14 protein-coding genes are annotated in these 15,469 nt (G+C 45.9%); 11 read left to right on the forward strand and 3 right to left on the reverse strand.

The window, feature by feature from the left end:
* The 3 genes from ACLFWI_RS13770 to ACLFWI_RS13780 form a co-directional block, all read right to left on the reverse strand.
* Nucleotides 1-1,271 (reverse strand): tetratricopeptide repeat protein (locus ACLFWI_RS13770; RefSeq protein ID WP_446413392.1); only part of this gene is annotated, 1,271 nt, incomplete at its 3' end.
* A 372-nt stretch (nt 1,272-1,643) separates the two neighbouring features.
* Nucleotides 1,644-4,628, reverse strand: coding sequence for a two-partner secretion domain-containing protein (locus ACLFWI_RS13775; protein WP_446413393.1), 2,985 nt, complete (start codon nt 4,626-4,628; stop codon nt 1,644-1,646).
* A 140-nt stretch (nt 4,629-4,768) separates the two neighbouring features.
* Nucleotides 4,769-5,179 carry an ArsR/SmtB family transcription factor gene (locus tag ACLFWI_RS13780; protein ID WP_446413394.1) on the reverse strand — a complete coding sequence of 137 codons (411 nt, stop codon included), beginning with the start codon at nt 5,177-5,179 and terminating at the stop codon, nt 4,769-4,771.
* Between the two features lie 299 nt (nt 5,180-5,478).
* Here ACLFWI_RS13780 and ACLFWI_RS13785 point away from each other — a divergent pair, with 299 nt between their 5' ends.
* The 11 genes from ACLFWI_RS13785 to ACLFWI_RS13835 all read left to right on the forward strand — a co-directional run.
* Nucleotides 5,479-6,177 (forward strand): 4Fe-4S dicluster domain-containing protein, encoded by a 699-nt coding sequence (locus tag ACLFWI_RS13785; protein ID WP_446409052.1) that lies wholly within the window; start codon nt 5,479-5,481, stop codon nt 6,175-6,177.
* Nucleotides 6,178-6,193: 16 nt separating this feature from the next.
* On the forward strand, nt 6,194-7,240 hold the full coding sequence (locus tag ACLFWI_RS13790) for a heterodisulfide reductase-related iron-sulfur binding cluster (protein WP_446409053.1): 1,047 nt from the start codon (nt 6,194-6,196) through the stop codon (nt 7,238-7,240).
* 171 nt (nt 7,241-7,411) lie between these two features.
* Nucleotides 7,412-8,491, forward strand: a complete 1,080-nt coding sequence (locus tag ACLFWI_RS13795) for an FAD-dependent oxidoreductase (RefSeq protein ID WP_446413395.1) — start codon at nt 7,412-7,414, stop codon at nt 8,489-8,491.
* Between the two features lie 11 nt (nt 8,492-8,502).
* Nucleotides 8,503-9,087 carry a 4Fe-4S dicluster domain-containing protein gene (locus tag ACLFWI_RS13800; protein ID WP_446413396.1) on the forward strand — a complete coding sequence of 195 codons (585 nt, stop codon included), beginning with the start codon at nt 8,503-8,505 and terminating at the stop codon, nt 9,085-9,087.
* Nucleotides 9,084-9,950 carry a CoB--CoM heterodisulfide reductase iron-sulfur subunit B family protein gene (locus ACLFWI_RS13805; RefSeq protein ID WP_446413397.1) on the forward strand — a complete coding sequence of 289 codons (867 nt, stop codon included), beginning with the start codon at nt 9,084-9,086 and terminating at the stop codon, nt 9,948-9,950. Before ACLFWI_RS13800 ends, ACLFWI_RS13805 begins: the two co-directional genes overlap by 4 nt.
* A 483-nt stretch (nt 9,951-10,433) precedes the next feature.
* Nucleotides 10,434-10,652, forward strand: a complete 219-nt coding sequence (locus ACLFWI_RS13810) for a YgaP family membrane protein (protein WP_446413398.1) — start codon at nt 10,434-10,436, stop codon at nt 10,650-10,652.
* Between the two features lie 46 nt (nt 10,653-10,698).
* Nucleotides 10,699-11,103 carry a NifB/NifX family molybdenum-iron cluster-binding protein gene (locus tag ACLFWI_RS13815; RefSeq protein ID WP_446413399.1) on the forward strand — a complete coding sequence of 135 codons (405 nt, stop codon included), beginning with the start codon at nt 10,699-10,701 and terminating at the stop codon, nt 11,101-11,103.
* A gap of 133 nt (nt 11,104-11,236) precedes the next feature.
* Nucleotides 11,237-11,692, forward strand: coding sequence for a DUF2214 family protein (locus ACLFWI_RS13820; RefSeq protein ID WP_446413400.1), 456 nt, complete (start codon nt 11,237-11,239; stop codon nt 11,690-11,692).
* A gap of 246 nt (nt 11,693-11,938) precedes the next feature.
* Nucleotides 11,939-13,771: an ATP-binding protein gene (locus tag ACLFWI_RS13825; protein ID WP_446413401.1), complete on the forward strand. Its 1,833-nt coding sequence runs from the start codon at nt 11,939-11,941 to the stop codon at nt 13,769-13,771.
* Nucleotides 13,772-13,786: 15 nt separating this feature from the next.
* A complete protein-coding gene (locus ACLFWI_RS13830; RefSeq protein WP_446413402.1) occupies nt 13,787-13,930 on the forward strand; it encodes a hypothetical protein in 144 nt (47 codons plus the stop codon).
* A gap of 106 nt (nt 13,931-14,036) precedes the next feature.
* On the forward strand, nt 14,037-15,469 hold a 1,433-nt coding region (locus ACLFWI_RS13835), incomplete at its 3' end, for a pentapeptide repeat-containing protein (RefSeq protein WP_446413403.1).

The following is a 15,469-nucleotide window of genomic DNA, read 5'->3' on the forward strand; positions in this document are numbered from 1 at the left end:
TTAGCGCTTCCGTTCGTAGTCAGCGCTTTAGCGCTTCCGTTCGTAGTCAGCGCTTTAGCGCTTCCGTTCGTAGTCAGCGCTTCAGCGCTTCCGGTTTCTGGGGTAACGTCATCGGTTAAACCCATCAATTGACATCCAGACGTGCCATGGCACGTCTCTACATCGCCTCTCATCCGCATCAGGCTATCTGCCAAATTCACCCGAGCATAAACCGCCGCCCGACTGGGGGATAGGGTGGCGAGACTAACTTGGATTTGCGGTAATAGTGCGATCGCGGCGTCCTCTTGTTCCGTATTAATCAACAGACTCAGTTGGTTCAATTGAGCCTTAATTTGGATCAGCGGATTAGTGGCATTTTCAGCAGCTTTATGGTAATAATCTAAAGCCTTATCATCCTCTTGCAAGTCTCTCGCCACATTCCCTAAACTCAACAGAATCGCACTCGTATCGGGAGTCTGGTTAAGTTCTTGGGCGATCGCTAAACTTTGGGTTAAAAGGGTTTGGGACGTTTTCGGATCGCCCAACTCTTGCAGGGCTATTCCTAAACTCTGCAATCCTTGAACTTTTAGCAGGGAGTCAGGTTGGGCTTGGAGTTGTTGATTTACCTGTTCTAAAAGTGTTTGCGCCCGTCGATAGAGTCCCAAGGTTTGTAGGGCTTGGGCTTGGTTTATTTGGCTTCCCAGTTTTCCCGTTTCATCACCCGCACGGCTATAAGCGTCGGTGGCTTGTTTCCAGGTTTCCAAGGCGGCTTCAGCTTGTCCTTTGGTGAGTTGCAGGCGTCCCTGAGTATTAAGGGCTTGACCCAGAATCGCCAAACCCCCTGATTCCCAATTGTCTTGGTGTTGCAACAGATCCAGACTTTGGTTAATCGCCCGTTCTGCATCCTGGACTTGTCCCAAATTTTGATCGGCTAGCGAGAGATAACTTAAACTTAGGGCAAGGTTTAAGCGATCGCGCTTTTGTTCATAATCTTGGGCGGCTTGTCGCCAGAGTTGTCCCGCCTCAGCAAAACGCCCCGCTTCAAAGGCGGCAATTCCTTGTTCTAGAGGGGTTGGAGAATTTGCAGTTTTGGCGTTTGCGGGTTGGCGTTTTAAGCGGTCAACGTTGTCGGTTGGGTTGAGGGACGTGTGTAAGGGTTCAACCGGATATGAGATGGGGGACCATACCGTGGTGACGAGAAACATGGTTAGCCCAAACAGTATCACAGAGGAAGCATACCGTCTCAAACTAGACCGAATCTTTAGCCGAAAAATTTGACTAGCCCACTTCATAGTTTGACCTAATTTTGATAGTTAACGGTATCCAGAGGTAGTGTTGAGTGTTGACCCTTTGCTCAGAGGAACCTGGTTTTGAGTAGGGGCGGGTTTAGGAAATTATGTTTCGCTATTGATCATAACCTTTGTCCCAAACCCGCCCTGACTTAATTGGCAGTTAGGAAATTATGTTTCGCTATTGATCATAACCTTTGTCCCAAACCCGCCCTGACTTAATTGGCAGTATTGACACTTCGCTCACGGGTATGATTTTGAGTTCATAATCATATAAGTTCGCATCGAAATTATGTTTTTTTAACGCAGAGGGACGCAGAGGTTGACGCAGAGGGGCGCAGAGGTTTTTTGCTTGATCTGAGATCATTCCAAGAATTAAGGTGAACAAGTTTGTGGTGTATAGCGAGGACTTTGAGGGAAACTTTCTGGTAAATTAGCTACCAATTCAACTTGACCTTTTTCATTGACAATCCAGCCTTGCGCTTCAATAATTTGAGGTTGAGGATTCGGTCGGTAAAATTGAAAATTGTTTTCCGTCTTAGCCGTAGACGCTGGAGAAGACGCCACCGATAAATTGCGTACATCTGACCATACCGTCTCACTGGCAAGGGGTTGAGTCGGGTTAGCGGGTAAGCCACCGCGCCCCGTTAGGGCAAAGTAATTCCCTTCATCAGCAGCACAACCAATGGCAATGAGGGTACTGGTATCTGTGAAATTTTCGGAAAACTCAACTAATCCTTGAGAGGGGTCAATCCCTTGGATGACAATATTCACAGTACCACTGAACTCAGGTCCCAATTCAGAGGTGGCGGTAATATCGCTTTCGGGCGTTAGTTGTTCCCGAAACTCGGTGCCAAAAATACCTTGAGCCGTAACGCTAACTCGCCCACCTCGACCTTGTTGAGCATTCGCTGTGATATCGCTATTGTCCAGAGCGACTAGGGTATCCGTCATGATAATAATATTACCCCCATCTGTATTTCCTGCATCTGTAGTAATCTGGCTCTCTCGGTTCATGAGTAAGTTTTGGGCTTTTATCGATAAGTTACCGCCTTGACCCGAATCTGTCGCTGCATTAATCGTTCCCTGATTGTCCAACTCAATCAAATCGGCGACAATTTCTAACGTCCCCGCATCCCCAGAACCGAGACTATTCACGGCAACTTCTGCCCCATCTCGGATAATAAGTTGACCTGCATTTACCTCTAAAACACCTGCATCCCCAGTGGCTGGCAATGCGGGAAAGTCAGCCCGTCCTGAGGAAGAAACTAAACTACTGGGAATTTCGACGGGGACTCCTCCACCCGTAAAGTTTCCCGTACCGACGAGTTCCAAGGTATCGGAGACATTAACCGTTAATCTGCCTCCATCTCCTGCACTCAGAGTGGTGGTTGAGATATTACCCCCATTGCGAATGATCATATTTCGGGTGGAAACGGTTGTGTCTCCTGCGGGCGCCCCACTAAAACTGGTAGTTCCCGGACCACTAATAAATTGAGTATCTGGGGATACACCATCAACTTCAATAAAATCAGTTGCATTTATGACAACATCTCCGGCTGGACCCCCGACCGGAATTAACCCTAATCCCGTTGATGCACCTGTCTGGTTTCCCACTTGCGCCCCTTCGCGCATAGTTATCCGGCGTGTATTTACGGTGATATCGCCGCCTGTCCCTGTGCCAAAGACACTGTTAGCAAAAATTCCTGTGGGAGCGAGTGCGCCAATGGGTGTACTATCCATTTGCACAGACTCAGAGGCGTTTACCTGCAAACTTCCACCATCGCCTTGACCAAAGGTAATCGTTTGCAGGAGTCCCCCATTTTGTAGGGTTAGGTGTTGCGTATTCAACCTGATATTTCCCGCATCGCCTGTGGTTCCTTGAAACGCCCCGGTGACAAATGCTGAACCAGATATTTCCACGGATTCAGAAGCGTTAACCAAGACATCTCCCCCTCTCCCTGCACCCCCTGTTGGTGTAGATGCGATCGCGCCATTCCCCATCACTAACCGACTGGTTTCAATGGTTAAACGACCGGCTGCGGAACTGCTGTCTTGAGTACCTGCTAAAAGTCCACCGCCAAAAAATTCGATATCAGATACTTGGAAGGGAGGTACACCTAAGGCGGCTAATTGTTCGGGTGTGGCTAACGCCCTGAGGATAATATTTTGCTGCAAATTCTCAAATCCAGAACCACTCAGTTCTACAGCATCTGACGCCCGAATTGTTAGATCTCCCCCTGTCCCCCCTCCAAAGGTTGATGCAGAAACTAATCCTTGACCCTGCACCCGTAATTGGGCAGTGTTTATGGTTAAATCTCCTCCTGATCCAGTACCAATTGTATTGGTCTTGATGCTACTGATGGGAAAACCTGTGGGGGAAGCGCCAACGACTTCGACGAACTCCGAAGCGTTTATGGTTAAATTAGCTCCAGGTTGAGATCCGAGAGTAATTGACTGAATTTGTGACCCATCCTGGACAGAAACCTGTCGTCCTTGCACCAGAATCTCGCCCCCGCCTGCACCACTCGCATCCACAGTTGCTTGTTCTATCAGTTGAATCGTTCCTAATGTTGAACTTGTAGCATTGGGGAATGAGAATTGGGGAGAATTGAGGTTCCACTCCCCGTTAAAAACAGAACCCAGTTCAATTTTTCCGGCGGGTGCGGTAAGATGACCCCCTTCTAACCGGACATCTCCACCAATTAAGGATAAGGTTTGACCGGGTTGCACCGCTAGTCCCACGACTTCATCCCCAATCATGGCGACAGATTGATTGACAATCGTGCCAGGATTGGCTCCAATTTGCAAGCCAATGGGAACGTTAATGGTGAGTAAAGGAGACGGGGATTGAGGATTTGTGGCGCTGAACTCCAATCCATTCTCAAAAATAACGCTATCTGCTGTCGTGGCGCGAAATGCACCGGACACGTTTAATTGAGCATTTTCGCCAAAAAGGATACCATTGGGATTCAGCAGAATCAGGTTCGCAGATCCATCGACGCCTAAGGTTCCCAGAATAGTTGTCAGGTTTTCACCCGTGACGCGAGTGAAAATGGTTTCAATCCCGCCAGGATTAGCGAAATCAACTCGTTGTCCATTTTCCACATTGAATTGTTCAAAGCTGTGGAAGAGGTGGGAATTCCGTTGAGCGCCGCCTTGAATCAGAATGTCTATTGGGTTATCGCCCGGTGTCAATACCGAAGTTTCATCACCCAAAGTAGCATCAGGAGTAATTTGCGCGATCGCATGCTGATTTAATAGAACGCCAATCCAGCATCCCCACAGACTTGTTGCGGTCAATGCCATTCGCGGGACGCTCATGCGATCGCGGCTTTTCTGATGTTGGTTTCGTGCCACCGCACCATTACGCCTCAAGTAACACCAAACAAGTTATCGCTTTATTTGGCTACAATAGCATCTTTCTTGGGGAAGATGGTAGAATCCAACAATGCCGTAGGGGTTTGCTAACCAAATCCCTACTCGCGGGCGTTGGTTCATCAGCGACTTTGGCGTAGCGCGGCTAGCTGCTGTATTTGATGGCTTTGCTGCTGCACTTGCATCGAGAGAGTATCACAGACTAAATCGCACAATTCAAACAAAAACGGGTTCGCGATCTTATAGTAGACACAAACTCCTTGCTGTTCACGGGAGACGATTCCCGCTTGGTTGAGTATTTTTAGGTGCTTCGATACATTAGCTTGTCCCAGTCCGGTTTCTTCAATAATCTCTGTGACGTTCATTGCACCTGCTTTCAAGCAGCAGACAATCTGTAGCCGACTGACTTCCGAGAGTACCTTGAAAAAATCTGCCATCAAGCTCAACGCCACAGGAGAGAGTTTGGAGATTCCGCAATCTGTTGCTGAAGTGGCTTTCTTGCTCTTGGGTTTTGTCGCTGTGCGATTCGGCATAAGGGTTAATGCTGTGCGGTTCGGTGTTGTTTACTGATTAGTCATATTATTACATAACACACATTGTCTTCGCCATTAGGGTGAGAGAGCAGGGGAGATGGGGGAGCAAGGGGAAATCAGCGAGGTGAGGGAGATAGGCGAGATAGGGGAGATAGGGGATGTCGTGAAGAGCCAGGGAAAATTTTGTCACCCGAAAATTTTTTTGGCTACCCCCCTTGACTTTATATAACCACTTAGTCATATAATACATACATCGACGAGAGGCGTCACTCAGTCGCGCCAGTCAAAGGGGTTTACCAATGGGCAAACTATTTAATCAGCTAAAACAAGACATTTTGTATCAACATGGCATGAATGCCTGCCTGAATTGCGGTGTATGTACTGCCGTTTGTCCGGCAGCCGAATTTAACGATTACTCTCCCAGAGAGGTGATGAACATCGTTCAATCTGAAGATGACGAACTGATTGAAGACTTGCTCAAATCCGACAAAATTTGGTATTGCGGACAGTGTTTCTCCTGCAAAACCCGGTGTCCTCGAGGCAACAGCCCTGCCTCAGTCATTCTTGCCTTACGCCGACTCGCTATTCGTTACGGTTACTTTGCTGAGTCGGAAAAAGGACGACAGCAATTAATTGCCAAGCGGGTGTTTGGGGAAAATATGCTCAAACGTGGCTATACCTTACTCGCAAAAAACATCTCCCCGTCTCATTTCCCTGAACTGGGTGAGAATTGGGAATACTATTACGACCATATGAAAGAGATGCGGGAATGGTGGGGTGTGCCAATGGACTTGGAAAATAGCCCCGGTTCCCACCGGATGATTCCGGAAAAAGACATGGAAGAAGTGCGGACAATTTACCAAAAAACCGGTGCTGTCTCCTTAATGGATGCCGTGGAAAAAGGCATGGAAAAGAAACTCGGCAGCAAAGCGGAAGTAGAAAAATACTGGCAAACCTGGTTAGAAACTGGGGATAGCCGCAACTACGAAATCAAATAAATCAGGAGAATCAACCATGAAATTAGCCGGAAAAAACCAAGCCTGGGAAAGACACCAAAAACAAGTCCCCAGCGTCGATGACCAAGGCGGGAAATTGTGGGGATGCTTCCGCAGTTGTTTCCTCCAAAGTGCTGCCCCCTACACCGAAGGTATCGCCTATAAAATCTTAAAAAATGATCTGGGCATCGAACTGCGGGAAGCCCCTGGTCATACCTCCTGTGGGGCGATTGGATATCACGGCGATGTCACCAACCTAGAAACCCAGATGGTGATTGCAGCGAGAAACTTTTCCATCGCCCATTATGAACAGGGTGTCGATAATCTTTTCTCATTCTGTGTCACCTCCTTTGCTAACTATACGGAAGTGATTAAACTCTGGGAAGAAGAACCAGAGTTGCTGGAATACACCGAAAAGACATTAAAAGAAACCACGGGTCGGGAATTTTGGATTCCTCATGTATCCGGTGGTAGACCTTCAGTTGTTCATGCTTCAGATGTCTTTTTTGCCAATCGTCATAAACTGGCTGAAAAAGCCAAATATAGCCTCAAAGGAGTCAAAGCCACGGATCACGTCGGTTGTCATTATGGGAAAATTTTTCCCGGTGAAGCCATGGGTGGGGCGGAATTTCCCCAAGTCTTAGTTGGACTTTTAGAAGCCTTTGGTGCGGAAATTGTTGATTATCCCGAACGCCGACATTGTTGTGGGATGGGCTTCCGCCAATGTGCGTTTCCTGAAAACCGGGATTACACCGCGGGGAGTGTTTATAAGAAATTAGCCAGTTTGAAAGAGGCACACCCAGATTGTAATTTAATCTTAACCAACTGTCCGGGTTGTACCGTATTCCTGGATGCCGAACAAGGCACAATTAAGGAAGTTTTGGAAGAAGAATTTAACGTGTCTATTCTTGACTACGCCCAACTTACTGGGTTGTTGTTAGGCTATGACCCCTTTAAAGATTGTGGACTGAATGCCAAAGCCGTTCCGGTCGAACCGTTGCTGGATAAAATCGGTATTCCCTATGACAAATCTAAGACGGCTGAACAACGCAGACGACCGTTTTAGTTTGTAGTAAGCGCTTTAGCGCTTCTGGTACTAAAGTGCCTACTACGAACCCAGCTTAAATTAGTGACATTCGTTTTAAGTTGGTCGGGATATTAAAGATTATCACTTGTCATTTGTAAGGGTTTGACTTGACAAACGGCAAAACTGGTAAATATCGCAAGGATTAAAACAATGAGTAAAAACGTAGTCGTAATTGGTGGTGGTCCAGCCGGAATGGCAGCGGCGGGAAAACTCAGCGAGTTAGGACAAGAGGTCACGTTAATTGAGAAAGAAGCTGAATTGGGAGGACATTTAAAGAAATGGTATAAAGTGTTTCCTGATTTTACTGATGCTTCAGAAATTATCGCTGAACTTAAAGCCGGACTGCATGGAACCCGGGTGTTAAACAATTGTACGGTGAATCAGATTGAGGGTTCAGCCCCAAACTTTACCGTAACCACTTCAACCGGGGAAAAAATTGAGGCGGCTTCGATTCTGGTTTCGACGGGATTCAACCATTTTAATGCGTCGTTTAAAGAGGAGTATGGATACGATATCTACGATAATTCCATCACCTCGGTTGAACTGGATGCCATGCTAAAACAGCAAAAGGTAAAAACGGCATCGGGTAAAACGCCACGGAAAATAGCCATGGTTCATTGTGTCGGTTCTCGCGATGAGAAAGTGAATAATAATTACTGTTCGCGAGTTTGCTGTACTAATGCGGTGAAGGTGGCAATTGAAATTAAAGAACAGATACCTGATTGTGAAATTTACAGTCTGTATATGGACATTCGGGTATTTGGTCGCGGTTATGAGGAACTGTACAGAACATCTCAGGAAAAATATGGGGTTCAGTTCATCCGAGGTCGGCTGTCTGAGGCAAATGAGAAAAATGATGGCAGTTTATTGTTGAGGGTAGAAGATACATTAACAGCAAGACCGATGCGGTTAACCGTGGACTTGTTGGTATTAATGGTGGGGATGTGTGGCAATACGGAACTGTCAGAAATTGCTGATCTAAAAGTCGGTTGTGATCGTTTCTATGAAACCGCCCATACTCAATACTCGAACAATTATTCGGCGCGAACAGGCGTTTTTCTGGCGGGGACAGCAACGGGTCCGAAAGCGATTGCTGAATCAATTACAGATGGGCGATCTGCGGCGGCGGAAATTGCTGGTTTTCTCGCCACTAAGGTTGGTTCTATCTGCCAATTAGAATCAGCGACCAATGGGTATTTTGCCAATGAAAAACAAGTTGTACATCAGTGAGGATTAAATCAATGGTCGCCAAAAACAAATGCTTCTTTGGTATTAAAAAAGATCGCCAGGTTGATGGTGATAAAATCAGTCAGAAAGTGATGGATAAAGTGATCGCTGAGGGGGGTGAGAATGCCGCGATCGCGAGTTGTATGCAGTGTGGTACTTGTAGTGGAGGATGTACCAACATTGATCGCATGGATATTTCCCCTCGGAAGCTGATTCTGTTGCTGCAACGGGGTGAATGGGAGACGATTCTCAAAAGTAACACCCTCTGGTTATGTACCTCCTGTTACACCTGTACATCCCGATGTCCCCGTGGAGTACGACCAGCTGATGTGATTGAGGCGGTTAAAGCCCTTGCCATCCGCGAAGGAATTCAGAACGACTCGACCCGATTTAATCAGATCTTTGTGGAGTTAGTCAAGAAACGCGGGATTGTCTTTGAACCAGAACTCATGCATCAATATGGCGGGATTGAAGCCATGTTAGAACAAGCCGAGTTGGGCATCAAATTAGCGCTTCGGGGTAAGTTGTCGCCCCTTCCGGCTAAAGTGAAAGACCCGAAAACATTTAATCAAGCATTAGAAAAAGCGAGTAAAAAATGACATATTCTTACTATCCAGGATGCAGCCTCCATTCCTCAGCCAAGGAGTTTGATATTTCGACCCGGGTGGTGATGCAAGAACTGGGAATTGAGTTGGAGGAACTTGAAGATTGGTCTTGTTGTGGCGGTTCCATCGCCGCTGGAGTTTCTCATGAGGTTGGTATGGCGTTAGCGGCGAGAAATGTGGTGCTGGCGCAGCAGAAAAATCGCGATCTTTTGGCATCCTGTTCGGGGTGTTATAACAAGTCAGCCAAGGCAGCTAAGGCATTAGAGAACGAGACGGAAAGGAATAAGATTACGCCGATTTTGTCCCAGATGGGGATGTCGGTTTCTGACTCTAATATAAAAGTCAGGAATGTGGTGGATGTCTTGGTCAATGATGTGGATATCTCCAGCCGGATCAAAAAGCCGTTGCGGGGTTTAAAAGTTGCCTGTTATTATGGGTGTCTCTTGACTCGACCTCAGGAATTAACGGGATGGGATTCTCCAGTTTTCCCCATGTCGATGGATAAATTATCTCAGATTTGTGGGGCGGAAGTGGTTGATTTTCGGTCAAAGACCAAATGTTGTGGTGGACCGATTCTTGTCCCCCAGGAAAAGGTGGCGTTTGAACTGACGAAGCGCCTGTTAGATGAGGCAAAATCTTTGGGGGCAGATTGTATGGTTTTGGCTTGTCCGTTGTGTGCTAATAATTTAGAACTGAGACAGCCGGATATCGAGAAGGCATACAATGTTTCCTATAAGCTGCCCATTCTTTATATCACAGAAATTATTGGCTTGGCGTTAGGGATTAAGCCGGGAAAACTGGGGATTAACAAGCACGTTGTTTCACCTAAACCTGTTTTGGCTAAATTGGGATTCTGACCGGATAACTATTAAATGGGGCGCACATTTTTGCGCCCCTACGGTTGGGGGGATGGGGAGTCATAATAACTGAATATAGATTCATTGTAATTATTATAGAACAATCCCGCGTTAAACGGAGCAACCTGAATGTCTAAATAGACTGAGTATTCTTTATCTCTTATTCTGATCATTTACATCATAAACTTACTGTATCAAGCGATCGCTCTCACCTCTCCTACCTCACATAGCTACCCCCATCCCTAGGCGTGGAAAGGCTTCCCTGGCGCTAATGTAGAGGTATTGTCGCCAACGTCTCTACCAACTGGTATCTTGGCGCTTGCTTAATCAACTATCTAGTGATATATTCAAAAATAGATTAAAGTTTCCCAGGCAAGGCGGCAAACACTCTCAGCCAATAACCAAGAATTGCTGTAACCATAGGGCAATCGGTTCAGAGTGTCAGAACGCCAGAAAATCCACTGTTAGTTTAGATTAGATATCATGTTCAACAATGTCGGACGCTTCGATCAAATTGTTCGCTTACTTTTAGCACAAGTTTTGCTGTATGCAGGGTTGAGTGTTTATCAAGATACTGGCTTAGTGGTTGGATTGGATATTGCCGCCGCTTTGCTTGCTTTCAGTGCGGCGATTGGCTTTTGCGGCATTTATCGCATACTCGGTATCAACACTCGCCCACCTCACGATCATCCACCTGCCTAATCTTTACGCCCGTTCTAGCAACCATTCATTAAAAGTAGGAGAAACCATGAAAATTGCTGTCGCTAGTCAAAATAAAACCAGCATAACCGAACACGCTGGACATTGCCAGAGGTTTTGGATTTACGACATCAAAGACAATGAAATGATCGCTAAAACGCTTTTGGAATTGCCACCTGAACAGTCGTTTCACAATAGCAAACCCAATGATTCCCATCCGTTAGATGATGTGCAGGTTTTGATTGCTGGGGGAATGGGAAAGAAATTGGTGAGCCGTCTGGAACAGAAGGGAATTGAACCCGTGATGACTAAAGAAACGGATCTAGATAAGGCGGTAAATGGCTATCTTAATGGGTCTTTGGTCAGAGAAGATAGCGAATGTCATGATCATGAACATGAGCATCAACACCGCCATCAACACCGTCACGGGGGTGAGACTGGAGGTAAACATTAAAACCTGGATTTTAGACTAAAAAAACAGAACTAACCGTAGAGTTGGCAAGAACAATTAACTTGAACAGATTCTTTTCAAGCTTAGGTTTCTTGCCTACTCCACATTAAGTAAGCAAAAATCAAGACAGATAACAATGTGGGCAAGTTCGATTACAGCTTATCTCCATTACTTAGGTTTCATGCTCGCTTTTGCCGCACTCACGGTTGAAAGTTTTAATTTAAAATCCGACATGACGCTGGCTGAAGCCAAAAAAGTTGCCTTTGCTGATGCGGCTTATGGTTTAGCCGCAACGATGATCCTGATCACCGGACTGTTGAGAGTCCTCTACTTTGGCAAAGGAACGGATTACTATCTGAATAATCCATTTTTTTATGCCAAAATGGGGATTTTTCTCATCGTCAGTCTATTTTCGCTTTATCCAACGTTTACATTTTTGTCATGGATTAAAGCATTGCAGAAGGATAAACTGCCTAGTTTAGATATTGGTCAATTCAATCGATTATCCTGGCTAATCAAAGGTGAATTAATTGGGTTTACTCTATTGCCCCTCCTAGCCGCCGTTATGGCAAGAACCAGCGGCTGGAGTTAACGAAAAAACTGCCGAGTATTTGCCTAGAAAGCTGATCAATGCCCATGGACTGATCTGACTTTTCACGGTATGTAGCGCAATGTGAGTGTTGAGTGTGTAGGGGCGGGTTTCACAACTATCTTGTCGGTTGCACCCAGATGTGACTAAACCCGCCCCGACTCAGTTTCTGCTCTGTACAGTATTTTTTAACGGGGTGTATTACAGTAGTCATAATAAAATTCTGAAATCGTTTTTGAGATTGCAGCCATGTCTATTCTCTCCACTCAACAGAATTGCCAGATTTTACGCAGTATCTATGAAAAAGTCGATCATCCCATTTTTGTGATCGATATCGATGAACAAGGAAATTACCGTTACACCGATTTTAATCCCGTAGCTAAAAAAATTTTGGGGATCACCTCCGATAACCTACGTGGATGTTTACTGCGGGAAATATTGCCACCTGAATTCGCCGAACCCTGTATAGAACTTTATGATGAATGCGTTAAGGCTGGAAAAACGATTCAATATGAAAAACTCGTTACTCTAGACGGACAAAAAATTTGGTGGCTGACAGGACTCACCCCTCTCAAAGATGATAATGGGCACATTTATCGACTCGTGGGAACCTGTACCAATATTACACAACGTAAGCAATTTGAACAAGCGTTGCAAGAGTCGGAAACTCGATATCGACAACTGGCAAAACGAGAATCACTGCTTAATTGTATTGCTAGTCAAATTCGTGCTTCTCTTGATTTTAATATGGTGGTGGAAACAGCCGTCGATAAACTTTATCAATTGTTAGAATTGGAACGATGCGTCTTCCGACTATATGTACCAGAAGCCATTCCTCCAGTAGCAGAAGTTATCGCTGAAGCCAAACACCCTGAGTTACCTTCCTTAAACGGAAGTCAAGTTCCCGTAGCCGAAATTACTCCCTTAATTGCCAAAATTACCCGCAAGGAAGTGACTCGCATTGAAGATACTCTGACGTTACAAAATCCAGTCGAACGCCAATTTTTTCTGGAGACATTAAACTATCGTGCTGTGGTTTTTGTCCCCGTTCATACTCAATCGGGAAAAATTGGCGCTATCTGTTGCAGTCATAGTCGGAAAACGCGACATTGGAGTGATAGCGAAGTAGACTTGTTAGAACGGGTAGCCGATAAACTGGCGATCGCACTCACGCAAGCTGAACTCTACGCCCAAACCCGCTCAATTGCTGAATCGGAAGCCCAGAAAGCCATAGAACTGACAGCAGCTTTGCAACAATTGCAACAGACGCAAGCTCAACTCATCCAACAAGAAAAAATGTCCAGTTTGGGACAACTGGTGGCGGGAGTGGCTCATGAAATTAATAACCCAGTTAGCTTTATTTATGGCAATATTAATCCGGCTAAAGATTATATCGACGATGTTTTGGAACTGGTACAGCTTTATCAGCAATCCTATCCCAATTCCACTCCCATGATTCAAGCCAAATTGCAGCAACTGGATTGGGAGTTTATTCAGCGAGACTTTCCTAAATTACTGGACTCGATCAAAATCGGAGCTGATCGGATTCGTAAAATTGTGCAGTCGTTGCGGAATTTTTCGCGACTCGACGAAGCCGAGATGAAAGCGGTTGATTTGCATGAAGGAATTGACAATACTCTATTAATTCTCGAAAATCGCTGGCAAGCTAATCCCAACCGTCCCGCTATTCAGGTAGTTAAAGACTATGGTGACTTGCCCTTAGTCGAGTGCTATGCTGGAGAAATTAACCAAGTGTTTATGAATCTGCTAATTAATGCAATTGATGCTTTAGACGTTGATTTATTGAAGCCGCCTAGGATCTATATTTTGACTCAAAGAGTAGACGATGAAACTGTGGCGATTCACGTTCAGGATAATGGTATAGGAATACCAGCAAAACTAAAATCGCGAGTGTTTGAACCGTTCTTTACCACAAAACCTGTTGGTAAGGGAACGGGATTGGGATTATCAATTAGTTATAAAATTGTCGAGAAACATGGCGGCACTATCAACTATTGTTCCCAACTAGGTAAAGGCACTGAATTTGTGGTGAAACTTCCGCGATCGCAGAAAAAATCCTAATTTATAGAATAACCTATGCAGATTCAAAAAAACGCCTGTCAGCTTACCATTTTAGTCGAGAATACAGCTTATGGGCGAGGATTGTTAGGAGAACATGGGCTATCTTATCTCATTGAAACCGATTTCCCGCATGAAAAGCCAATTAATGCCCCCTTTTGACGGAGGCGATTAAAATCACTGCTACACAAATGTATGCGAAGCCTTCCCGAAGGGTAGTCCGCTTGACCAAAAGTATCTGTTCCTCAACCCAACCGACAAAGTTGACATGCACCCTCTCCTTCTTCTACTCACACCTGAAACCTTTGCTGGGGAAGGGTTTAGCTACATTGGCGTAAGAAAAAACACAATACGAGTCAAACCCGCCCTTACATTCCTGAAAACACTTGTCCTGGCAATTTCCCTGGTCATGACTCCAGGGTTCACCAACACCACCCATGCGGCTAATCCTCAACACTTAGAACAACTCAAAACAACCAATACTTGTCCTCAATGTGACTTAACCGATGCGGATTTAACCAATGCCAATCTTCAGCAGGCAGATTTGAGTGGTGCTAACTTAAAAGGAGCAATCCTAACGGGGGCTAACTTAAATCAAGCCAATCTCAGCAATGCCGAATTGAACGGTGCTAAACTGGCTGGGGCAACTTTGGCGAGGGCGAATTTGAGGGAGGCGAAACTGGGGTTAAGAGAACCGGATGCTGATAACCCCTTACCTTCTCAGGTCGAACCCGATAACCTCTACAATACCCTATCCTGGCTGGGCTATTTTCCCGCCTTTATTGCCAATTGGTATGCAGCCGTCGTCACCGATTTGCGCGATGCTAACCTCCAGGGGGCTGACTTGTATCGGGCTAACTTGGATGGGGCGCTACTGAGTCGTGCTAATCTCCAAGATGCTCAACTTGACTACGCCAGCTTAGTCCGCACTTACTTAAGAGAAGCCACACTCACCAACGCCAACTTAGTCAGTGCAGATCTACGCAATGCTAATTTAACCGACGCCCAATTGGAAGTAGCTGATATTCGCTCAGCGGATTTGAGGGGCGCTAAACTGAATTATGCCAATTTGGATACCGTGAATGCGGATAGTGCTAACTTAAGTGGTGCTAATTTAAGTCAAGCCTATATCAGTAACGCGGACTTCAATGGTGCGATTTTAGTGAGAACAACACTGCAAGGGGCGGTTCTGAATGGGAGCAATTTTCAGATCGCGGATTTAAGTGGGGCGAACTTGCAAGGGGCGCAGTTAAAAGGGACGGGGCTTAATCGGGCTAATTTGACCGGGGTGAATTTGGAGGGGGCAAACTTGAGCAATGCTAAACTCGCGATCGCAGACCTAACCAATGCTAAACTGACGGGGGCGATTCTTCACTCAGCTTACCTGCACAGCGCCACGTTGACAAATGCTAATTTAAGTGGTGTGGATTTACAGGGGGCGCAATTGCGAGAGGCGAATTTAAGTAATGTTACATTGGTTGGTGCAACGTTAGAAGATGCCAATCTGATTCGTTCCACGTTAACTGAAGCTAATTTAACCTATACGAATTTAACCCGATGTGATGTACGCGGGGCTAACTTAACTGGGGCTGATTTGAGTTACGCCAACCTGACGCAAGCCGATTTTGCCCAAGCTGCGTTGATCGATGCAAGCTTCCAGGGAGCGAACCTCAGCGACGCCAACTTCAAAAGCGCGATCGG

Origin of the sequence: Coleofasciculus sp., assembly GCF_046539235.1 — a bacterium.
In the GTDB taxonomy this organism is placed as follows: domain Bacteria; phylum Cyanobacteriota; class Cyanobacteriia; order Cyanobacteriales; family Coleofasciculaceae; genus Coleofasciculus.

Coding starts and splice junctions, on each gene's coding strand:
- ACLFWI_RS13780 (WP_446413394.1), bottom strand. CDS start 5,179: ATGCCGAATCGCACAGCGACAAAACCCAAGAGCAAGAAAGCCACTTCA.
- ACLFWI_RS13785 (WP_446409052.1), top strand. CDS start 5,479: ATGGGCAAACTATTTAATCAGCTAAAACAAGACATTTTGTATCAACAT.
- ACLFWI_RS13790 (WP_446409053.1), top strand. CDS start 6,194: ATGAAATTAGCCGGAAAAAACCAAGCCTGGGAAAGACACCAAAAACAA.
- ACLFWI_RS13795 (WP_446413395.1), top strand. CDS start 7,412: ATGAGTAAAAACGTAGTCGTAATTGGTGGTGGTCCAGCCGGAATGGCA.
- ACLFWI_RS13800 (WP_446413396.1), top strand. CDS start 8,503: ATGGTCGCCAAAAACAAATGCTTCTTTGGTATTAAAAAAGATCGCCAG.
- ACLFWI_RS13805 (WP_446413397.1), top strand. CDS start 9,084: ATGACATATTCTTACTATCCAGGATGCAGCCTCCATTCCTCAGCCAAG.
- ACLFWI_RS13810 (WP_446413398.1), top strand. CDS start 10,434: ATGTTCAACAATGTCGGACGCTTCGATCAAATTGTTCGCTTACTTTTA.
- ACLFWI_RS13815 (WP_446413399.1), top strand. CDS start 10,699: ATGAAAATTGCTGTCGCTAGTCAAAATAAAACCAGCATAACCGAACAC.
- ACLFWI_RS13820 (WP_446413400.1), top strand. CDS start 11,237: ATGTGGGCAAGTTCGATTACAGCTTATCTCCATTACTTAGGTTTCATG.
- ACLFWI_RS13825 (WP_446413401.1), top strand. CDS start 11,939: ATGTCTATTCTCTCCACTCAACAGAATTGCCAGATTTTACGCAGTATC.
- ACLFWI_RS13830 (WP_446413402.1), top strand. CDS start 13,787: ATGCAGATTCAAAAAAACGCCTGTCAGCTTACCATTTTAGTCGAGAAT.